Annotated in this window: 24 protein-coding genes and 1 pseudogene; 12 read left to right on the top strand and 13 right to left on the bottom strand. The window is 71.6% G+C overall.

What is annotated here, in order from left to right:
- Nucleotides 1–36 precede the first annotated feature (36 nt).
- The 3 genes from pyk to ACLBYG_RS01305 all read right to left on the bottom strand — a co-directional run bounded on the left by pyk (nucleotide 37) and on the right by ACLBYG_RS01305 (nucleotide 3,380).
- Nucleotides 37–1,473 (bottom strand): pyruvate kinase, encoded by a 1,437-nt coding sequence (gene pyk, locus ACLBYG_RS01315; RefSeq protein ID WP_056521857.1) that lies wholly within the window; start codon nucleotides 1,471–1,473, stop codon nucleotides 37–39.
- A 139-nt stretch (nucleotides 1,474–1,612) separates the two neighbouring features.
- Entirely contained in the window at nucleotides 1,613–2,095 is a 483-nt protein-coding gene (locus ACLBYG_RS01310; RefSeq protein ID WP_026604677.1) for a DUF1036 domain-containing protein, read from the bottom strand.
- Nucleotides 2,061–3,380: a glycerate kinase type-2 family protein gene (locus ACLBYG_RS01305; RefSeq protein WP_091978400.1), complete on the bottom strand. Its 1,320-nt coding sequence runs from the start codon at nucleotides 3,378–3,380 to the stop codon at nucleotides 2,061–2,063. Before ACLBYG_RS01305 ends, ACLBYG_RS01310 begins: the two co-directional genes overlap by 35 nt.
- Before the next feature lie 190 nt (nucleotides 3,381–3,570).
- Here ACLBYG_RS01305 and ACLBYG_RS01300 point away from each other — a divergent pair, with 190 nt between their 5' ends.
- The 4 genes from ACLBYG_RS01300 to ACLBYG_RS01285 all read left to right on the top strand — a co-directional run bounded on the left by ACLBYG_RS01300 (nucleotide 3,571) and on the right by ACLBYG_RS01285 (nucleotide 5,378).
- The gene (locus tag ACLBYG_RS01300) at nucleotides 3,571–4,335 is read left to right on the top strand and encodes an N-formylglutamate amidohydrolase (RefSeq protein WP_447680345.1); all 765 of its coding nucleotides are present in this window, start codon (nucleotides 3,571–3,573) and stop codon (nucleotides 4,333–4,335) included.
- 62 nt (nucleotides 4,336–4,397) lie between these two features.
- Entirely contained in the window at nucleotides 4,398–4,706 is a 309-nt protein-coding gene (locus ACLBYG_RS01295) for a DUF1244 domain-containing protein (protein WP_020091496.1), read from the top strand.
- Between the two features lie 116 nt (nucleotides 4,707–4,822).
- Entirely contained in the window at nucleotides 4,823–5,101 is a 279-nt protein-coding gene (locus tag ACLBYG_RS01290; RefSeq protein ID WP_026604676.1) for a DUF2312 domain-containing protein, read from the top strand.
- A 64-nt stretch (nucleotides 5,102–5,165) separates the two neighbouring features.
- Entirely contained in the window at nucleotides 5,166–5,378 is a 213-nt protein-coding gene (locus ACLBYG_RS01285; RefSeq protein ID WP_447680344.1) for a hypothetical protein, read from the top strand.
- An 82-nt stretch (nucleotides 5,379–5,460) separates the two neighbouring features.
- Here ACLBYG_RS01285 and ACLBYG_RS01280 read toward each other — a convergent pair whose 3' ends face one another.
- On the bottom strand, nucleotides 5,461–6,498 hold the full coding sequence (locus tag ACLBYG_RS01280) for an aspartate-semialdehyde dehydrogenase (RefSeq protein WP_020091495.1): 1,038 nt from the start codon (nucleotides 6,496–6,498) through the stop codon (nucleotides 5,461–5,463).
- Nucleotides 6,499–6,859: 361 nt separating this feature from the next.
- Here ACLBYG_RS01280 and ACLBYG_RS01275 point away from each other — a divergent pair, with 361 nt between their 5' ends.
- The 3 genes from ACLBYG_RS01275 to ACLBYG_RS01265 all read left to right on the top strand — a co-directional run bounded on the left by ACLBYG_RS01275 (nucleotide 6,860) and on the right by ACLBYG_RS01265 (nucleotide 9,999).
- Nucleotides 6,860–7,663 (top strand): hypothetical protein, encoded by an 804-nt coding sequence (locus ACLBYG_RS01275; RefSeq protein ID WP_447680343.1) that lies wholly within the window; start codon nucleotides 6,860–6,862, stop codon nucleotides 7,661–7,663.
- Nucleotides 7,664–7,799: 136 nt separating this feature from the next.
- The gene (locus ACLBYG_RS01270) at nucleotides 7,800–8,222 is read left to right on the top strand and encodes a hypothetical protein (RefSeq protein WP_020091493.1); all 423 of its coding nucleotides are present in this window, start codon (nucleotides 7,800–7,802) and stop codon (nucleotides 8,220–8,222) included.
- A 157-nt stretch (nucleotides 8,223–8,379) separates the two neighbouring features.
- Nucleotides 8,380–9,999, top strand: coding sequence for a gamma-glutamyltransferase family protein (locus ACLBYG_RS01265; protein WP_447680342.1), 1,620 nt, complete (start codon nucleotides 8,380–8,382; stop codon nucleotides 9,997–9,999).
- Between the two features lie 4 nt (nucleotides 10,000–10,003).
- On the opposite strand, the gene ACLBYG_RS01260 is transcribed toward ACLBYG_RS01265, so the two are convergent.
- The 9 genes and pseudogenes from ACLBYG_RS01260 to ruvA form a co-directional block, all read right to left on the bottom strand.
- The gene (locus ACLBYG_RS01260) at nucleotides 10,004–10,972 is read right to left on the bottom strand and encodes a hypothetical protein (protein WP_447680341.1); all 969 of its coding nucleotides are present in this window, start codon (nucleotides 10,970–10,972) and stop codon (nucleotides 10,004–10,006) included.
- Between the two features lie 75 nt (nucleotides 10,973–11,047).
- Nucleotides 11,048–11,449: a ribosomal maturation YjgA family protein gene (locus tag ACLBYG_RS01255; RefSeq protein ID WP_447680675.1), complete on the bottom strand. Its 402-nt coding sequence runs from the start codon at nucleotides 11,447–11,449 to the stop codon at nucleotides 11,048–11,050.
- A pseudogene (locus tag ACLBYG_RS01250) lies at nucleotides 11,438–12,367 on the bottom strand (DUF817 domain-containing protein); the annotation flags it as partial. The pseudogene ACLBYG_RS01250 and the gene ACLBYG_RS01255, both read right to left, overlap by 12 nt.
- Before the next feature lie 52 nt (nucleotides 12,368–12,419).
- On the bottom strand, nucleotides 12,420–13,067 hold the full coding sequence (locus ACLBYG_RS01245; RefSeq protein ID WP_447680340.1) for an alpha-ketoglutarate-dependent dioxygenase AlkB: 648 nt from the start codon (nucleotides 13,065–13,067) through the stop codon (nucleotides 12,420–12,422).
- Nucleotides 13,068–13,706, bottom strand: a complete 639-nt coding sequence (locus ACLBYG_RS01240; protein WP_447680674.1) for a 2,3-bisphosphoglycerate-dependent phosphoglycerate mutase — start codon at nucleotides 13,704–13,706, stop codon at nucleotides 13,068–13,070.
- A gap of 17 nt (nucleotides 13,707–13,723) precedes the next feature.
- Entirely contained in the window at nucleotides 13,724–14,521 is a 798-nt protein-coding gene (gene dapB / locus ACLBYG_RS01235) for a 4-hydroxy-tetrahydrodipicolinate reductase (RefSeq protein ID WP_056521879.1), read from the bottom strand.
- Between the two features lie 119 nt (nucleotides 14,522–14,640).
- Nucleotides 14,641–15,138 (bottom strand): bacterioferritin, encoded by a 498-nt coding sequence (gene bfr, locus ACLBYG_RS01230; protein ID WP_012317139.1) that lies wholly within the window; start codon nucleotides 15,136–15,138, stop codon nucleotides 14,641–14,643.
- 44 nt (nucleotides 15,139–15,182) lie between these two features.
- Entirely contained in the window at nucleotides 15,183–15,455 is a 273-nt protein-coding gene (locus ACLBYG_RS01225) for a (2Fe-2S)-binding protein (RefSeq protein WP_083916283.1), read from the bottom strand.
- 193 nt (nucleotides 15,456–15,648) lie between these two features.
- The gene (ruvA, locus tag ACLBYG_RS01220; RefSeq protein ID WP_100250930.1) at nucleotides 15,649–16,266 is read right to left on the bottom strand and encodes a Holliday junction branch migration protein RuvA; all 618 of its coding nucleotides are present in this window, start codon (nucleotides 16,264–16,266) and stop codon (nucleotides 15,649–15,651) included.
- A gap of 131 nt (nucleotides 16,267–16,397) precedes the next feature.
- Between ruvA and ACLBYG_RS01215 the strand changes: the two genes are divergently transcribed.
- The 5 genes from ACLBYG_RS01215 to ACLBYG_RS01195 all read left to right on the top strand — a co-directional run bounded on the left by ACLBYG_RS01215 (nucleotide 16,398) and on the right by ACLBYG_RS01195 (nucleotide 19,252).
- Nucleotides 16,398–17,030 carry a YceI family protein gene (locus ACLBYG_RS01215; protein WP_091978391.1) on the top strand — a complete coding sequence of 211 codons (633 nt, stop codon included), beginning with the start codon at nucleotides 16,398–16,400 and terminating at the stop codon, nucleotides 17,028–17,030.
- A gap of 197 nt (nucleotides 17,031–17,227) precedes the next feature.
- Nucleotides 17,228–17,614: a hypothetical protein gene (locus tag ACLBYG_RS01210; protein ID WP_447680339.1), complete on the top strand. Its 387-nt coding sequence runs from the start codon at nucleotides 17,228–17,230 to the stop codon at nucleotides 17,612–17,614.
- A gap of 189 nt (nucleotides 17,615–17,803) precedes the next feature.
- On the top strand, nucleotides 17,804–18,118 hold the full coding sequence (gene rplU / locus ACLBYG_RS01205; RefSeq protein ID WP_010683509.1) for a 50S ribosomal protein L21: 315 nt from the start codon (nucleotides 17,804–17,806) through the stop codon (nucleotides 18,116–18,118).
- 84 nt (nucleotides 18,119–18,202) lie between these two features.
- Nucleotides 18,203–18,469 carry a 50S ribosomal protein L27 gene (gene rpmA, locus ACLBYG_RS01200; protein ID WP_012317134.1) on the top strand — a complete coding sequence of 89 codons (267 nt, stop codon included), beginning with the start codon at nucleotides 18,203–18,205 and terminating at the stop codon, nucleotides 18,467–18,469.
- Between the two features lie 186 nt (nucleotides 18,470–18,655).
- On the top strand, nucleotides 18,656–19,252 hold the full coding sequence (locus tag ACLBYG_RS01195; protein WP_447680338.1) for a GNAT family N-acetyltransferase: 597 nt from the start codon (nucleotides 18,656–18,658) through the stop codon (nucleotides 19,250–19,252).
- The last annotated feature ends 58 nt before the right edge of the window (nucleotides 19,253–19,310 follow it).

Here is a 19,310-nt window from a genome sequence, read left to right as displayed (position 1 = left end):
CGCGCCGGCCGGTCCCGCTCTCCTATCCGGGTGCGGTCACGCCTTCTCGGCGTGCTCGCGGGTGATGAAGGTCAGCCGCACGAGGTTGGTGGCGCCCGGCGTGCCGAACGGCAGGCCGGCCACGACGATCACCCGGTCCCCCACGGCGGCGAACTTCTCGCGCACCGCGAACTTGGCGGCGCGGAACGACATGTCGTCCACGTCGCTCGCGTCCTTGGTGACGATCGGGTGCGTGCCCCAGGCCAGGGCGAGGCGGCGGGCGGTCTCGCGCCGCGGCGTCAGCGCGATCACGGTGGCGTTCGGGCGCTCGCGCGACAGGCGCAGGGCCGTCGAGCCGGAATTGGTCCAGGCCATGATCGCGTCGAGGCTCAGCGCGTCGACCATCTGGTGCGCCGCCGCCGCGATGGCGTCGGCGGCCGTCTCGTCGGGAGTCGCGCTCTGCGCCCGGATGATCGACCAGTAGATCGCGTCCCGCTCCACCTGCTCGGCGATGCGGTTCATGGTCTCCACGGCCCCGATCGGGTGGGCGCCCGAGGCGCTCTCCGCGGAGAGCATCACGGCGTCCGCCCCTTCGTAGACCGCCGTGGCGACGTCGGAGACCTCGGCCCGGGTCGGCACCGGCGCGGTGATCATCGATTCGAGCATCTGGGTCGCCACGACCACCGGCTTGCCGTAGCGTCGGGCGCCGCGGGTGATGCGCTTCTGCACGCCCGGCACCTGCTCCAGGGGCATCTCCACGCCGAGGTCGCCGCGGGCGACCATCAGCCCGTCGGAGATCTCGATGATCTCGTCGAGGCGCGCCAGCGCCTGCGGCTTCTCGATCTTGGCCATCACTAGGGCGCGGCCGGCGCAGACCTTCTTCACCTCGGCCACGTCCTCGGGCCGCTGGACGAACGAGACGGCGATCCAGTCGGCGCCGGCGTTCAGGCCGGCATCGAGGTCGGCCCGGTCCTTGTCGGTCATCGCCGGCACCGGGATCACGGTGTGCGGCAGGGACACGCCCTTCCGGTTCGAGATCCGGCCGCCGACCTCGACGCGGGTCACGGCCCGGTTGTGCGCCGTCTCGAGCACGGTCAGCCGCAGCTTGCCGTCGTCGACCAGGATGGCGTGGCCCGGCTCCAGCGCCTCGAGGATCTCCGGATGCGGCAGGTGGCAGCGCGCGGCGTCGCCGGGGGTCGGGTCGCCGTCGAGCACGAAGGTGGCACCGGCCTCGATCATCGCGGCGCCCTCCGCGAAGGTGCCGAGCCGCAGCTTGGGTCCCTGCAGGTCGACCAGGATGCCGATCGGCCGCTTGGCCTCGCGCTCGATGGTGCGGATCGCCTCCACCTTCTCGGGCAGCTTCTCGCGCGGGAGGTGGCTCATATTGAGCCGGAATACGTCGACGCCCGCGCGGAACAGCCGCTCGATCATCTCCGGCGAATCGGAGGCCGGACCGAGGGTGGCGACGATCTTCGTGCGGCGGGACCGTTTCAAGTGTATTTCCTCCGTGTTCTCGTTGCCGCGCGGCGTCGAGCGCCGGCGGTTGAAAGATCTGGCTCAGGGAGCGCAGATCGGCTGTGAGCATCCCGGGCCGGACAGCGTCAAGACCGCAGTCTCGGCCGCCGCCTTCACATTACGGTTTCGCCGGCGCGTCCGGCCGGTTCGGATCCGTGAGCTGGATGGTCCAGCTCTTCTGCTCGCCGGTGTCGACTTCGAAGAAGCCGTTGCGGTCGTAGCCGCGGGCGAGACAATCCTCGATGCCGCGAATCGTGAACTCCGAATCGCGGGTGCACATCAGCGAACGGCCGCTCCACTCGCCGCCGCGCGTGTAGTCGACCGCGAAGACGTAGTAGAACCGCGCCGCCAGCGCGCCCTTGAGCAGCGTCTCGCAGGCCTTCGGCGCCAGATCCCACCAGCCCTCCGTCACCCAGCCCTGGGGATCGCGGTAGCCCAGCGAGATCCCGACCTTGCTGGCGGTCTGGTTGCACAGGCGCAGGTCCGCCCGGGCGGGGCTCGCGCCGAGGAGCGCGAGGCCGAGGACCGTGACTGCCGGGAGGAGCTGAGCCGCCGAGACGCGAGAGCTAATTGACGAGGATGATGCGGCAGTCGTTGACATTGGTACAGGTCGGACCGGGGTTCACGAGGTCGCCGAGGGCCGCGAAGAAGGCGGTGGAGTCGTTCTGCTCCAGCATCGCGGCCGGGTCGAGGCCGGCGGCCCGGGCCCGTTCGAGGGTCGTGGGGTCGACGAGGCCGCCCGCCGGGTCGGTGGCGAGGCCCCGCCCGCCGTCGGTCCCGTCGGTGTCGGCGCTGATGCCGAAGATGCCGGGCTCGCCGTCGAGCGCGACCGCCAGCGCAAGGGCGTATTCCTGGTTCGGGCCGCCATGGCCCTCGCCGCGGATGGTGACGGTGAGTTCGCCGCCGGAGATCAGCGCGACGCGCTTGCCGGCCGCCTTGTGGCGCTTGGCCTCGGCCGCGTGCTCGGCCGCGACCTCGCGGGCCTCGCCCTCCAGGTCGGCGCCCAGGAGGATCGGCTCGTAGCCGGCCGCGCGGGCCGCCTCGGCGGCGGCGTTCAGGGCGTCGATCGGCCGGGCGATGATGCGGTACTCGGCGCGGGCGAAGGCGGGATCGCCGGCCTTCGGCGTCTCGTTGTTGGGGTCGTTCAGGAGGCGCACCGCCTCCTCGGGCAGCGGGATGCCGCGCTTCTCGCAGATGGCCCGGGCATCGGCCAGGGTCGACGGATCGGGCACGGTCGGCCCGGAGGCGATGACCGCCGGATCGTCGAAGGGCACGTCGGAGATCGCCAGCGTCAGGACGCGCCGGGCATTGCGGGCCGCGAGGGCCAGGCGGCCGCCCTTGATCCGCGAGATGTGCTTGCGCACCGTGTTGATCTCGCCGATCGGCGCGCCGGACCGGAGCATCGCCCGGGTGATCGCCTGCTTCTCGATCAGCGTGAGGTCGCCGGCGGGGGCGATCCAGTTGGCCGAGCCGCCGCCCGAGAGCAGCACCAGGACCTCGTCGTCGGGCCCGGCCTCGGTGGCGAGCCGCAGCGCTTCGCGGGTCGCCGAGATGCCGGCCTCATCGGGGACCGGGTGGCCCGCCTCGACCATGTGGATCCCCGGCGCCTCCTGCCCGTAGCCGTGCCGCGCCACCGCGAGGCCGACGATCCGGTCGTCACCGAGCCCGTGCTTCTGCCGGTAGAAGCGGCTCGCCACGGCGCTCATGCTGCCCGCGGCCTTGCCGGCGGCCAGGATGATCAGGCGGCCCGGGCTCGGCTCCGGCAGGTGCGGCGGCAGGCAGAGATCCGGATGGGCGGCGCGGATCGCGGCCGTGAGGATCGAATCGAGGAGCGCGCGCTGGTCCCGGGTGGCCGCGTCGGTGACGGGCGGAACGGTGTCGGTCATGGCGTCGAACGGGCTCCTCTCTCCATTGTGTCGCGCGATCCCCGCCCGTTTCTTCCCTGGGCGGCGGGCCCGTTTCTTGCCGTGAGCGCACGATCCTTGATAGGTGATCTGCCCGAGCGGCCGCGCGACGGCAAGCGCCATCGGTGCCCTCGCACAGATCTGAAGACCTCTCTGAAGACCTCGGAGCCCCGTGACCCGTCCGGAGACAGAATCGGCCGTCCCGCCCGCGCATCCCTGCGAGATCATTCCCGGCGACCCCGCCTGCGGCCTCGTCATCGCCTGCGACCACGCCTCGAACTTCGTGCCGCCGGACATCGCGCTCGGCGTGCCCGCGTCGGAATACGCCCGGCACATCGCCTACGACATCGGCGCGGCGGCGGTGACGCGGAGCCTCGCGGCGCAGCTCGGCGCCCCGGCGATCCTGACGAACTTCTCCCGCCTCATCATCGACCCGAATCGCGGGCGCGCCGATCCGACCCTGGTGATGCGCCTGTCCGACGGCGCCGTCGTGCCGGGCAATGCCCGGATCGACGAGGCCGGGAAGCAGGCCCGGATCGCGCGGTTCTACGCGCCGTTCGACGCGGCCATCGACGAGGCGATCGCCGCCGCCCAGGCTGCGGGCCGGCCGCCCGTGCTCCTGACCATGCACAGCTTCACGCCCTACTGGCGCGGGATCGCGCGGCCCTGGCAGGTCGGGATCCTGTACGACCGGGACGACCGCTTCGCCCGCCCGCTGATCCGCGCGCTGGAGGCCGATCCGGCCGGGCTCACCGTCGGCGACAACGCGCCCTACGGCGGCGGCCTGCCGGGCGACACGATCGACCGCCACGCCACGGCGCGCGGCCTCGCGAACGCCCTGGTGGAGATCCGCCAGGACCTGATCGCCGGCGCGGACGGCCAAGCGGAGTGGGCGGCGCGCTTCGCCCGCGTGCTGCGCCCGCTGCTCGCGGCTTGATCTCCGCCGGGCCGACCCCGAAATCGGGTGTGGCCCGCCCGACCCGAAGAGAGTTGCGACTGATGAGCGAGATCGATCCCAGGACCCAGACGGAACTCGAGGCCGCGGTCTTCCGCCGCCTCGTCGCGCATCTGCGCAACCGGACGGATGTGCAGAACATCGACCTGATGAATCTGGCGGGCTTCTGCCGGAACTGCCTGTCGAACTGGCTGAAGGACGCCGCCGACGAGACGGGCGTCGCGCTGACCAAGGACGAGAGCCGCGAGGCGGTCTACGGGATGCCTTACGCCGAGTGGAAGGCGCGCTTCCAGACGGAGGCGAGTGCGGAGCAGCAGGCGGGCTTCTCGGCTGCGCAGGCCAAGGACCATTGATGCGGCGGCCGGACGGCGGCGAATCGGCTAAGCTTCCGGTAAGGCGCGCCCGTTAACCACGGGTCCAGGGCGCAATTGCGCCGTGCATTCGGGAGAGCCCCATGAACGCCCATTCGATGCCCACCGCCGCGCAGCGGCCCGGCGGCGACGTCTCGTCGGCCGAGGGTGTGGCCGCCGACGAGCTGAAGCAGTTCATCGAGCGCCTGGAGCGCCTCGAGGAGGAGAAGGCCGGCATCATGGGCGACATCAAGGAGGTGTTCGCCGAGCTGAAGGGTCGGGGCTTCGACGCGAAGGCCGTCCGGACGATCCTGCGCATCCGCAAGCAGGACCACAGCGAGCGCCAGGAGCAGGAGGCGATCCTCGAGCTCTACATGCAGGCCCTCGGCATGGCGTAGCCGGAACGGGCGGCGAGAAGGCCGCCCGGTCCGCGCCTGCCGCATCCGACCGAGCCGCGCAGCGGTGTTCGACGAGGCGACGGTCGGTAACAGCGATCGGGCGTCGGTGAATCGCCCCCCGGCCCGCTTCGGGCCGTCGATGACCGGGATGGTCGCGGCGCTCAAGGGGCTGCCGCGAAGCCTCTCGGCGATGAAGAGCCGGACCGAGCACGCAGTGCGGACACGCCGCGGACGGAAGGTCCGCGCGACCGATCCGCGTCACGATCCCGAGCCGTGACGGACGCGTGACGGATCCTCGGGACCGTGTCCCGAGGATCCGCCGGACAGAGCCCCCTCCCCCAGCGGGAGAGGAAACAGTCTCAGGCGGCGCGCTTGGCGCGGTTCAGCAGCTTGCGATTGACCAGCACCTCGGCGATCTGGATCGCGTTGAGGGCCGCGCCCTTGCGCAGGTTGTCCGAGACACACCAGAAGTTCAGGCCGTTCTCCACCGTCGCGTCCTCGCGGATGCGCGAGATGTAGGTCGCGTCCTCGCCGGCCGCCTCGTGGGGGGTCATGTAGCCGCCGTTCTCGCGCTTATCGATCACCAGCACGCCGGGGGCGGCGCGCAGGATCTCGGTCGCCTTCTCGGCCGTGAGCGGCTGCTCGAACTCGACGTTCACCGATTCCGCGTGACCGATGAAGACCGGCACGCGGACGGCGGTCGCCGTCAGCTTGATCTTCGGGTCGAGCATCTTCTTGGTCTCGGCGACCATCTTCCACTCTTCCTTCGTGTAGCCATCCTCCATGAACACGTCGATGTGGGGGATGACGTTGAAGGCGATGCGCTTCGTGAACTTGCCGCCCTGCTTGATCTCGCCGGCGGTGAACACGGCGCGGGTCTGGTTGAACAGCTCGTCCATCGCCTCCTTGCCGGCGCCGGAGACCGACTGGTAGGTCGACACGACGACGCGCTTGATCGTGGCCGCCTCGTGGAGGGGCTTGAGCGCGACGACCAGCTGGGCGGTCGAGCAGTTCGGGTTGGCGATGATGTTGCGCTTGGTGAAGCCCACCACCGCGTCGGCGTTCACCTCGGGCACGATCAGCGGCACGTCGGCGTCGTAGCGGAACGCCGACGAGTTATCGATGACCACGCAGCCCTGCTGGCCGATGCGGGGCGACCACTCCTTCGACGCCTCGCCGCCGGCCGACATCAGGCAGATGTCGGTGTCGGAGAAGTCGTACGTGTCCAGCGTTTTGACCTTGAGCGTCTTGTCGCCGTAGGAGACTTCCTGACCCTGGCTGCGGCGCGAGGCCAGCGCCACGACCTCGTCGGCGGGGAAAGCCCGCTCGGCCAGGATATCGAGCATCTCGCGGCCCACGTTGCCCGTGGCGCCGACGACGGCGACCTTGTAACCCATCTCTCGTCTCCGCGCGGAAAACCCCGACCGATCCGGGTGCCGCGCCTGTGCCAGTACAATCGGCCGAAGGATCGTTCGTGCCGGACGCGCCCGCCAAACGGGCGCGGCCGCAGACCCCGTCCTCCGCGGAGGTGGGGGCGACGGCCGGGTCGAGCAAGGCGCGCAAGGGCGCGCGCTGTCAAGGCCGCCGACGGCGCAACACTCGATTCACCCTGCCTCCGGAAACCCGGTGACGGTCTCGGGCCGGCAGAGGGAATTCAATCCTTCGGCGCGACGCTGGCGTCCACCCCGCGGCCTCCCGCCGCCACGGAGCACGCCCCTGACCGGAACAGCGCCCCTCGTCGATCGGATCGGGCTCGGCGTGCCGGGCGGCCGGGCCGCGCGCGCGCCGTACGCCCCGGTCTCCCCGGGATCTCTCGGCCTGCGCATTGCCCTCGCCGCGGCGGCGATTGCCCTCCTGTGGGCCCTCCCCCGCTGGCCCGGCGAGACCCCGGCCTCCGCGCCCGCGCCGCCGCCGGCCGCGGAGACCGCCTTCGTCCCGTCGGTTCAGGCCTCGCCGGCACCGCCCGCGGCCTCGGTCGCCCAGTTCGGGCTCGCGGAACCCGGGCTCGATCCGGTGCGCGTGTCCGCCCGCGTCGATCCGCGGACCGGGCTGCGCGAGGACACCCTCATCCGGGGCGACGTCGCGGCGATCGAGGCGCCGGCCCTCCGGGTCCAGCTCACCCGCGGGCCCCGCTTGGGCGCACCGCCGACGCTCTTCGTGCTCATGGCCCGGCGCGCCGCGAACGGTCCGGCCCTCGACCGGCCGGCCCTTGCGGTGGCCCGGACCGGCGCCCGCGATCAAATCCGCACCAAGTTCGGTGCGGTCGAGACCCTGGAGGTGACCTTCGCGGGCCCCGCGCAGCGGACCTGCACCGGCTTCGTCACGCGCGACACGGCTTTCCAGCTCGACGGATGGCTCTGCGCGCCCCTCGCGCGCCCGCCGGAGCCGCAGGCCCTCGGCTGCATGCTCGACGCGCTGAGCCTTGTCGACCTCGCCGATGCCGCCACGACGGCGGCCTTCTCGGTCGCGCCCGATCCGGTGGGCGCGTGCCCGGCATCGGCCGCGACAGAGCCTCCCGGGAGGGTCGGATCGTTAATCCGGCGGCCGCAAAATAAAAAATGAGGCCGGAGTGTGGCAAAACGCACAAGCTCAGCCATAAGGGCGGAACAACAGCCTCGCCCAAGCGTCTTATCGTCAAAGGCGGCGAACTGTTAAGCTTCGGTCGCCATACTGATGGCACTCAAGGACAAGGTTGGCCATGCGCTCGCTCAAGATCGCCCTTCTCGGCGTCGTCGCCGCCACCGGCCTCGGCGCTCTGGCCTCCGCGCCCGCCCAGGCTCAGGATGGCTACGTCCCCGGCCCGATCTACCGGGTCAGCCGGCCGCTCCCGATCCGCGTGCGCCCGCGCAGCTGGCTCGATGCCGGCAACGTGCCGCTGACCTCGAACGTTCCGGGCGCCGGCGGCTCGCGCAACCCGGCCCTGAACCCCTATCTGATCGCGGCGTCCAACCAGCTGACCCCGCCCTACGGCCCGACGGACCGCTTCGGACGCGGCATCCTGCCGGATCCGATCACGAACGGGCCGTTCATCGGCGCCCGCTCCTCGGCGATCCGCAACGTCGACCTCTCCTTCGTCGACCGGCTGGACCCGACCTCGCCGCTCTACGGCCGCCCCTACTGAGCGGCCCGACAAGGCAGCATCACGTTCGCGAAGCGCGGGTCCTCGGGCCCGCGTTTTTCGTTGGCGGTCATGCCCGGCCACGCCTTCACCGGGGCCGGATATCCTGTATGCCAAGTGCCGCGGGAGCGCGTGGGCTGCCGAGACCGGGAACTGAGCGATGAAGCCGTTCGACTGGGTGACCGGGTATCCGTCGCTGCGGATGCCGATGTTCGGGCGCAACTGCGTGGCGACCTCGCACGCGCTGGCGGCGCAGGCCGGCATCCAGATGCTCCAGGCCGGCGGCAACGCGGTCGACGCCGCGATCGCCACGGCGGCCGCCAAGACCGTCACCGAGCCGTGCAGCAACGGTCTCGGCTCCGACGCCTTCTGCATCCTGTGGGACGGGAAGGCGCTGCACGGCCTCAACGCTTCCGGCGGGGCGCCGGCCGCCTGGAGCCGGGACTACTTCCTGAAGAAGTACGGCGCCGGCGAGCGGCCGCCGATGCGCGGCTGGGACTCGGTCACCGTGCCGGGCGCGGTCGCCGCCTGGGCGGCGCTGAGCGAGCGCTTCGGCCGCCTCCCCTTCGCCGACCTGATGCAGCCCGCGATCCGCATCGCCGAGCGGGGCTACCTCGCGCCGGTGGTGGTCCAGCAGAAATGGGCGGCCGCGGCCCGGATCGAGGCGATCACCCGCCAGCCGGGCTTCTCGGAGTTCTTCCTGCCGCGGGGCCGGGCGCCGGATGTCGGCGAGCTGGTGACCTTCCCGGGCGCCGAGAAGACCCTTCGACTGATCGGCGAGACCAAGGGCGAGGCCTTCTACCGGGGCGAGATCGCCGAGGCGATCGCCGCGCACGCGCGGGCCAACGGCGGCGCGATGACCGCCGCCGACCTCGCGGCGTTCCGCCCCGAATGGGTCACGCCGACCGCGAAGGACTATCACGGCTACACGCTGCACGAGATCCCGCCGAACGGCCAGGGTATCGCGGCGCAGATCGCGCTGGGCCTCCTCGAGCAGTTCGACCTCGGCGGCCTGCCGGTCGATGGGCCGGAGTCGCAGCACCTGCAGATCGAGGCGATGAAGCTCGCCTTCAGCGACACCTACCGGTACGTCGCCGACCCCCGCGGGATGGAGGTGACGCCGGAGGCCATGCTCGACCCCGCCTACCTCGCGGACCGCGCCAAGCTGATCGACCGGAACCGCGCCCAGGTCTTCGGGCCGGGCAAGCCGCCCGCGGGCGGCACGATCTACCTCACCGCGGCCGACGAGTCCGGCATGATGGTGAGCTTCATCCAGTCGAACTTCATGGGCTTCGGCTCCGGCGTGGTCGTTCCGGGCTGGGGCATCTCCCTGCAGAATCGCGGCTACGGCTTCGTGCTCGATCCGGAGAGCCCCAACGTGGTGGCGCCCGGCAAGCGCCCGTTCCACACCATCATCCCGGGCTTCCTCACGAAGGACGGAGCCCCGGTGATGAGCTTCGGCGTGATGGGCGGCAACATGCAGCCGCAGGGGCACGTCCAGACGCTGGTGCGGATGATCGACCACGGCCAGAACCCGCAGGCGGCCTGCGACGCGCCGCGGTGGCGGGTGAACGAGGGCCTGGACATCAACGTCGAGGCGGCGATGCCGGGCGCGACCCTGGAACGCCTGAAGGCCCTCGGCCACGAACTCGAGGTGATCGAGGACAGCTACCAGGATTTCGGCGCCGGCCAGTTCATCTGGCGGATGGGCGATCCCGCCGTCGAGGGCTACGTGGCCGCGAGCGACCCGCGCCGCGACGGGCAGGCCGTCGTCTGGTGACGCGCTACTTGACCTGAACGCTGTCCACCACCTCGCGGAACTTGGCGAGGACGCCGTCGCGCTGATCCTGCCGCACGACGCCGAGGGCGCGGACGTAGCCGTCCGGTGCGAACCGGATGGTCTGCATGACCACGACGGGCTGGTTGGTCGGCTGATCGAGGGCGCGGGCCACGATCTCGTGCCAGTCGACGCCGTTCGAGCGGTAGCTCTGCGCCCGCTCGATGACGAAGTCCTTGAGGGTCTGATTGGACGCCAGGGCGGCGCGGGCGAAGCCGTCCCGCTGCTCGGCCCCGGGCGGCTGCTGCACGGCCTGCGCGAGGACGAGGATCGGCTGTTCCAGATTCTGCATCTGGTCCTTCGGGCCGCTGGTGAGGAGGACCGAGTTACCGGCCATCACCCGCACGGGCCGGAAGCCCGCCATGTCGGCGATGCGGAAGGGCAGCGCGTCGACCTGCTGGGTCAGCGACAGGGCCGGCCGCAGGGTGACGCCGGTCACCATCTTGCGCATCGAGGCCTCGGTCTCGGCGTCGGGCAGCGCCTGGGCGATGATCAGCCCGGTCACGGTCGGCGTTCCGACCACGAGGATCCACTTCCGGATCGCCGGCGCGGACGAGCCGGGATCGGCGGGCTGCTCACCGGTGTAGAGCATGCCCTCGTTGTCGCCGATCTTGACCTCCTCGCGCTTCTCGACCGCGAAGCCTTGGCTCAGTAGGTTGGCGTCGGTGAAGCCGCTGACGAGCTCCGCGAAGGCGTTCGCGGGCAATTCGACGACCGACACGGTCGCGCCACCCTCTTTCCGCTCGAAGCCCGAGAAGCGCCGCGACAGCGACATGTCGGCGGGCGGGTCGAAGCCGAAGCGCGAGCCCGCGGGATAGACGGGATCGCCGGCCCGGGCGGCCGAGCCGAGGCTGGCCGCCAGCGCGGCTGCGCACAGAACCCGTCCGAGACGCAGCGTCAGGTTGCGCATCCGCATCGAAAACCGGTTCTCCTGGTGGACCCAACTTTGGGTTAGTCCGCACCCGATGGGTCTGCCGGGCGACCTGTTCTGTCAAGCCGGCAACGCGGCGCGCCTGCGTTCACGATGAAGGGAAAGCGCGAGCGCGGCGGCGGCGCCGATCCCGACGCCGTAGGCGAGGAGATTCCACGGCGAGAAGATGGAGCCGAGGAGGAGCTGACCCGGCAGGGTCGTCCGGAAGGCGTCGAGGGCCGGCGTGTGGACGAGCCGGCTGCTCTCGATGAGCGCGGCGGCCGCGAAGGCGGCGATCAGGCAGGTGCGCAGGCCCCAGCTGCCGGGTCGCAGGGCCGCGACCAGAAGGAACAGCATCGCCCCCCACAGGATCCCGCCGCCGTGATGGTGGATCGCGAGCGGCAGGCCCCAGTGCGGCACGCGCAGCAGCAGGCCGAGGGCGATCACCGCGGCCACGAGGCCGAGATGGGTCGCGCGGGCCATCGGCAGTTCCCGACGCGCGGCCGCGGCCGGCACGGCCGGCCAGGTCGCGATGCCGTTCACCCGCGCGACCAGCGTGTAGGACACGATCATCAGCAGGAACCAGGACGAGAGCTTGGCCACCGGGACGATGGACCAGTGCTGCCGCTGGTTCGGGTAGAGCCACGTGCCGGACAACGTGCCGAGATTCTCGGCGAACCAGATGAACAGCGCGACGAGCAGCAGGCCCAGCAGGAGCGGCATGGTGCGGTGCTCCCGCCAGACCTTGAAGTACACGGTCGCGGGGGCGAAGGCCGCGACCGCGACCGCGATGAGTCCGACACGCAGGTCGATCCCGCGATGATCGATGAGGAAATTGACGTAAATCGCCACCGACAGGACCGCGAGCAGGCGCAGGCTCGGGTGCCGCGTGAACCGGAAATCGAACAGGCGCCAGACGCGGGCGAGGTAGCTGCCGACCGCCGCGTACATGAAGCCCGTGAACAGCGGGACGCCGCCGAGCCGGAACAGGTTCGCCTCCGGGTAGACCCAGCTGCCGATCGCGGTCTTGTGGATCTCCATGGCCGTGCCGATGACGTGGAAGACCAGGATCACCCGGGCCTCCGACCACGTCTCCATCCGCAGCCGCAGCATCGCGACCTGGAGCACGAGGGCGGCGAGGAACAGCGCGTCGTAGCGGGCGACGGGCGCGTGGGCCGGCCAGACGAGGCGCGTGCCGAGCATGAGGGCCAGGAGCAGGCCGCCGAACAGGCAGGCCCAGCCCTGCTTGAGCCCGAACCGGACGAACTCGTAGAGCCCGGCCGTGACGCGCCCGCGCGCCAGGACCGCCTCCTGGAGGCGGGCCTCGGCCGCGACGAAGCCGGCGAGCGCCGGCCACTGCGCCGCCGCGCTGACGCGCACGCCGGGGATCGCCGGCGGCATCGCGGTCGGCACCGGCTCCGGATCTCGCTCGCGCGTCATGGCGTGTCGCGCATCATGGCGTGGCCGGCACCGTGACGCGTCGCAGGGTGAGATTGCAGCGGCCGCCCGGCGGCAGGAATCCGGGCCCGTCGGCCGCTTCGAGCAGGTCGCCGTCCGGGTAGAGCCGGTCGATGCCGTGGAAGACGAGCCGCGCGGCGCCACCCATCACCAGTGCGTCGCCGGCCTGCAGCCGGACCGAGCGGGTCGGGTCGGACCGGCTCGGACCGCCGTAGCGGAACAGGGCCGCCGCGCCGAGGGACAGCGACACGACCGGCGCGGCGAGATCCGCCTCGTCGCGATCCTGGTGGAGGCCCATGCGGGTCCCCGGCGCGTAGATGTTGACGAGGCAGGCTTCCGGCGGAGCCGGATAGGCCGCCAGCGTCTCCCAGGCCGCGCGGGCGGTCGGCGGCAGGGTCGGCCAGGGTCGACCGGTCTCGGGATGGTGCGGCTGGTAGCGGTAGCCCGCGACGTCGGAGACCCAGCCGAGGGGTCCGGCATTCGACATCCGCACCGAGAACGGCTTGCCGGTGCGGGGCATGCGCGGCGTCACGGGCGGCGCCTCGGCGAGAACCGCGGCGATCTCCGCGGCGAGCCGCGCGCGGGCCGCCGCGTCGAGGAAGCCCGGATGGTGGATCAGGCCCGGTGCGAGTTCCGTCGCCACTCAGCGGTCCGCGTCGACGACCTGCTCCAGCACGGTCTTGGAGGCGACCGTGGTGTCGGTGTTCAGGCGGTAGACCAGCGGCACGCCGGTCCGGATCTGGAGATCGGGCACCTGCGCCTCGGTCAATCCGTCGAGCACCATCACCAGGGCGCGCAGCGAGTTCCCGTGGGCCGCCACCAAGACCCGCTGGCCGGCCATCACGCGCGGCAGGATCGTCGCGACGTAGCAGGGCAGAACCCGCGCGGCCGTGTCCTTCAGGCTCTCGCCGCCGGGCGGCCGCACGTCGTAGCCCCGGCGCCAGGCGTGGACCTGCGCGTCGCCCCAGCGGGCGCGGGCCTCGTCCTTGTTGAGGCCGGAGAGGTCACCGTAATCGCGCTCGTTGAGGGCGCGCGCGCGCAGGACCGGGATCTCGGACAGGTCCATCTCCTCGAGGATCAGCGCGCAGGTCCGCTGCGCGCGGACCAGCTCGGAGGTGAAGGCCACGTCGAACCCGTAGCCGTCCCTCTTGAGGCCGCGCCCGGCGGCCCGGGCCTCGGCGACGCCGCGCTCGGTGAGGTCCGGGTCGCGCCAGCCGGTGAACAGGTTCTGCAGGTTCCACTCGCTCTGGCCGTGCCGGACGAGGACGAGGAGCCGCTCCATCGCCGTCGCGCCGCCGGTCACAGGCCGAGCACGTCGGTCATGGTGTAGAGCCCCGGCGGCTTGGGATGCGCCCAGAGCGCGGCCTTGACGGCGCCCGTGGCGAACAGGCCCCGGTCGGCGGCGTGGTGGCTGATCGTCAGGCTCTCGCCGGTGCCGGCGAAGATCACGCTGTGGTCGCCGACGACGCTGCCGCCCCGCAGGGTGGCGAAGCCGATATCGCCGGGCCGGCGGGCGCCGGTATGCCCGTCCCGGGTCGAGACCCGAACCGCCTTCAGGTCGACGCCGCGGCCCTCCGCGGCGGCCTCGCCGAGCATCAGCGCTGTCCCGGAGGGGGCGTCCACCTTCATGCGGTGGTGCATCTCGGCGATCTCGATGTCGAACTCGTCGCCCAGGGCCTTGGCGACCCGCCGGACCAGGGCGGCCATCAGGTTGATGCCGAGCGACATGTTGCCCGACTGCACGATGCGGGCGTGGTACGAGGCCGCCTTCAGCTTGGCGAAATCGTCCTCCGACAGGCCGGTCGTGCCGACGACGTGGACGATGCGCGCCTGGGCGGCGAGCTCGGCGAAGGCGACCGTGGCGGCCGGCGCAGTGAAGTCGAGGACGCCGTCGGCGCCCGCGAAGGCCGTGAGGGCGTCGTCGGTGACGGGAACGTCGAGGGGTGGCAGCCCGGCGAGCACACCGGCGTCCTGGCCGAGTGCCGGCGAGCCGTCGCGCTCGATCGCCGCTGAGAGCGTGCAGCCCTCGGCCTGCGCCACCGCGCGGATCAGCATCCGCCCCATGCGCCCGTCGGCGCCGACCACTACGAGCCGCATCCCGTTCCCCAGCTTGCCGTCTCAGGCGGGCAGGAACGCGGCCGCGCCGGCCCCACCCCTGCCCGCATCGCTGTCCGGGTCCCCGCTCCGCCGCGCGGGCGGCGGGAGCCCGGGCGCTCTCACTCCTTCTCGGGGGCGATCTGCTCGAGGCCGCCGATATGCTTCTGCGCGTAGAGCGGCAGGCCGATCTGCTTGATCAGCTCCAGCTGGGTCTCGAGGAAGTCGATGTGACCCTCCTCGTCCTCGGCCAGATCCTCGAAGAGGCGCTTGGACACGCGGTCGTTGATCGAATCGCAGTACTTCGCGGCCTCGAGGTAGAGGCTGCGGGCCTCGTTCTCGGCGGCGAGATCGGATTCCAGGATCTCCTGGACGTTCTGGCCGATCCGCAGCGGGTCGAGCTCCTGCAGATTCGGGAACCCGTCGAGGAACAGGATCCGGTCGATGAACCGGTCGGCGTGGTTCATCTCCTCGATCGATTCCTTGCGCCAGAACTTCGCCAGCTCGACGTAGCCCCAGTCATTGAGCATGCGGAAATGCAGCCAGTACTGGCTGACGGCCGTCAGCTCACTGCGCAGGCCGCGATTCAGATACTCGATGACCTTGGTGTCGCCCTTCATGCCCCCGTACTCCTTACCGTGCTCTCAGGCGGGGGGTAGAAGCATCAGGCCGCGACTCCCTCATCCGCAGTTTGGAATTTCACCAAACTACAGGCGCTCGCGCAAGCCGTCGTGCAAGCATGGCTGCTCTCCGCCGCCGCGGCCTCGCCCAGCGCGGTCTGCATGATCGCGCGGATCGTGCGGGCGCAGCGCCCGCATTTCGGGCTGCAGCCGAGGCAGGCGTAGACCTGCGCGGGCGTGCGCGGGCAGCCGGGTCCGGGGGCGAGGCAGCCGCGCACGGCGCCGTCCGATAAGACGTTACAAGAACAGACGATCATGCGCGCCGCAAATCCCGTCATCCCCGTGCCCGCCGCGGTCGTCGACGACCGTCCGGGGCACCCGCGCCAGTTTAGAAGAATTGAAAAGTAGCTTGCTTTTCAATACCTTATTGGCCGCGGTCGACATGGCACCGCCGCCCGCGCGGGTCAAGGGCGTGCGATCTAAGTGCGCCCCAACTGTCAGGTCGGGCCGTCAGCGGGCGAGTTCGCGCAGGCCGAGCCGGATAAGCACTTTGGCCTCGGCGCCCTCCCCCGCACCCTTGAGCGCGGCCGCGATGGCGGCGGCGGCCTGGACCTGCGGGTAGCCGAGATTGACCAGGGCCGAGACGGCGTCCGCCACCGGCTGCGGGGCGGCGCCCTCCTCGACGGCGCCCGCGAGGGCGATGAGCGCCGGATCGACGGGCGCGAAGGCCGGGGCCTTGTCCTTGAGCTCGGCGGCGAGCCGGGCGGCGAGGCGCGGCCCGACGCCCGGGGCCCGGCTGATCGAGCCCTTGTCGCCGGTGGCGATGGCGCTCGCCAGCGCCTCGGGCTCCAGCACCGACAGAACGCCGAGCGCCACCCGCGCGCCGACGCCCTGGACGGTCTGGAGCAGGCGGAACCACTCGCGCTCGGCGTCCGAGCGGAAGCCGTAGAGGCGGATCATGTCCTCGCGGACGTGGGTCTCGATCGACAGCGCCGCGGGCTCGCCGACCTTGGGCATGCGCTGCAGGGTCCGCGCCGAGCAGTGAACGATGTAGCCGACCCCCGACACGTCGAGGATCACGAAATCCTCGCCGAACGAGTCCACGACGCCCTTGAGCTTGCCGATCATGCCACGCCTGCCGCTACCTCGGCTTGCCTACAGAACCGCGGCGGCCTTCGCCAGACGTGCTTGAGCGCGCAGGGAGATCATGAAATCACGGGCCCGCGCCGGCCGAGCTTGGCCGGTCACGGGGGGACGACATGCGCGCGCCACTTCTTGTCCTGATCGGCCTGCTCTGCGCCGGCCCGGCCCGGGCGGCGGACAACCCGGCAGCCCCGCCCGCACCGGTCGCGCCGAGCGCGGATCCGACGCAGGTCCGGCCCGGCAGCTACGTCCTCGATCCGGATCACGGCAAGATCACGTGGTCGGTCTCGCATCTCGGCTACTCGACCTATTACGGCCAGTTCACCGGCCTGAGCGGCACGCTCCAGCTCGACCCGAAGGCGCCCGAGAAGAGCCGCCTCGAGGTAACTGTGCCGCTCGGCGGCGTCATCACCGGCAGCACCCGGCTGAACGAGCACCTCGCGGCCCCAGATTTCTTCGACACGGCCAAGTTCCCGAGCGCCACCTTCACCGCCACCAAGGTCGAGCCCACCAGCCCGACCACCGCGCGGATCACCGGCGACCTCAACCTGCGGGGGACGGTCCGGCCGTTCGCGATCGACGCCACCTTCAACCAGGCCGGCATCCACCCTGTGGACCAGCGCTACACCGTGGGCTTCGACGGGCGCGCGGTCGTCAAGCGCTCGGATTTCGGCATCAACGCCTACCTGCCGCAGCTCGGCGACGAGGTGAGCCTGCGCATCGAGGGCGAGTTCAAGGCCGCGCCCTGACGGCCGGTCTGTCTGCCGACCGCGGGCCGACGCGGCGGGTGACGCCCCGTCGCCGGACGTGTAGTCAGCCGCCGTCGCGGCGCCGCGGCGAGGGGCGCGCCCAAGGGAACGCGCGTCTCCCGGTCGGCGCCCGGCATCGTCGCGAAGATGCGGGTGCGCCACCGCGCCGATCGATGCTTACCCTGGAGGTCTCAGCCGTGCGGCGTGTCGGTGTCCCCACCCTTGCCCTGACGCTAGTCCTGACGCTGAATCTCGCGGGGACGGCCGCCGCGCAGGTGCCCGCCGCGCCGGCGTCGGCCCTCGACAATTACGCCTCGGCGGCGGCCACGACCATCATCGCCGAGCAGGCCTGCCCGGGCGTGCAGGTCCGGGCCGGCCAGCTGACGACGCTCCGCCTCGCGGCACGCGTCAATGCCGGGCAGGAGGCGATCCTGGAGGAGAAGCTGCGCACCCGCGCCACGCAGGTGCGCCAGCAGCTCGCCGCCGACGGCCGGGAGACGTGGTGCGCGCAGGCCCTCGCCGCCTTCGGCCCGGCGGGCAGCGTCGCGAAGGGCATCCTGGCGACCGGCGCGCCGATCCGGTGACACCGCCCGGCAGGCCGCCGCGGATTGACACGGCGGCGCCGCGCCCGTACTGAGCCCGCATGGCGCGCGGCCTCAGCTGGGGTCCGCGCGTTTCGCGTTGTCCGGGCCGAACGCCCGTTCAATGACTTCAAACAAGAAGCCGGTCCAGGGGCAGCCGCCCCGGAGGCCGTTCGAGAACACGAGAGAACGATGTTCGCAGTCATTAAGACGGGCGGTAAGCAGTACCGCGTCGCCGCCAACGACACCATCACCATCGCCTCCCTGGCGGGCGAGGCCGGCGAGGCCGTGACCTTCGGCGAGGTCCTCCTGTTCGCCGACGGCGCGGGCGCGACCCAGGTCGGCGCCCCGACCCTGTCGGGCATCAGCGTCACGGGCGAGATCGTGCGCCACGGCCGCGACAAGAAGGTCATCGCCTTCAAGAAGCGCCGCCGGCAGAACTCCCGCCGCAAGCGCGGCCATCGCCAGGACCACACGGTCGTGCGCATCACCGGCATTTCGGCCTGACGCACGCCAGACGCTGGGCGCGTACGGTCCCGAGGGACCGATCCGCGACCGCATCCACGCCACTCAGAATTCGGAGCTCATCCCATGGCACACAAGAAGGCTGGCGGCTCGTCCCGCAACGGTCGCGACTCGGAAGGCCGGCGCCTCGGCGTCAAGAAGTTCGGCTCGGAGGCCGTCATTCCGGGCAACATCATCGTGCGTCAGCGCGGCACCAAATGGCATCCCGGCGCCAATGTCGGCATGGGTAAGGACCACACGATCTTCGCGCTGGTACCGGGCCATGTCCGCTTCGAGACGCGCCGCGGGCGCGCCTTCGTAGGTGTTACCCCGCTGGCCGAGGCCGCGGAATAAGAGGCGGGCGCCCTGAGTGGCGAAGCTGGCGTCCCGCCCGGTGTCCCACACCGGACCGGAGACGTCGTTGCCGAGCCCTTGACGGGCCAGGTCGGACGGAACACCGGGGAGGATGGGACGCCATCCTCCCCTTCGTCGTCTTGAGGCGGTGCCCCGGAGCCGGGAACGCCGCCCTGCGAGGGCACGATGTTCCCCGATCTGACCCGTGATGACGTTTTCCGGATCGAGACGCGGCGGCTGTGGCTGCGCTGGCCGACCGCCAAGGACAGGGACGCGATCCTGAAGCTGGCTGGCGACCTGTCGGTCGCCGCGATGCTGGCGCGGGTGCCGCACCCGCTCCCGGCCCCGGAGGTGGACGCGTTCCTGCTGCAGGCGCGCTCGCGGAACGCCGCCGGTTCGGCGCTCACGCTCGCCCTCGCGCCGCGGGCGGCGCCGGGCAGCCTCATCGGTGTCGTCAGCATCGAGGGGCGGACCGACGGACCGCCGGAACTCGGCTACTGGCTCGGGCAGCCCTACTGGGGCAGCGGCCTGATGGCCGAGGCCGTGACGGCCCTGTGCCACGCCTTCTTCGCCTATACGGTCGGGACGGAACTCGCCGCCTCGGCCCGCACGGTCAACCCGGCGTCCCGGCGCGTGCTGGAGACCTGCGGCTTCGCGCAGGCCGGCAGCACGATCCGGCCCTTTCCGGCGCGCGGCGCGGACCTTCCGGTCGATCTCTTCAGCCTCGACCGGCAGCGCTGGCAGACTCCGCCGTCGGAGCCGGCGATGACGCGGGCCGCCTGAGGCGGCCCCGCGGCGCCGGGCTGGCCGGCGGCCGCCGACAGGGTGATGGTGCGGGTCG

This window comes from Methylobacterium sp. D53M, from assembly GCF_053345625.1.
The sequence above is the reverse complement of the archived record's forward strand: the minus strand, read 5'-3'. Positions and strand labels throughout refer to the sequence as shown.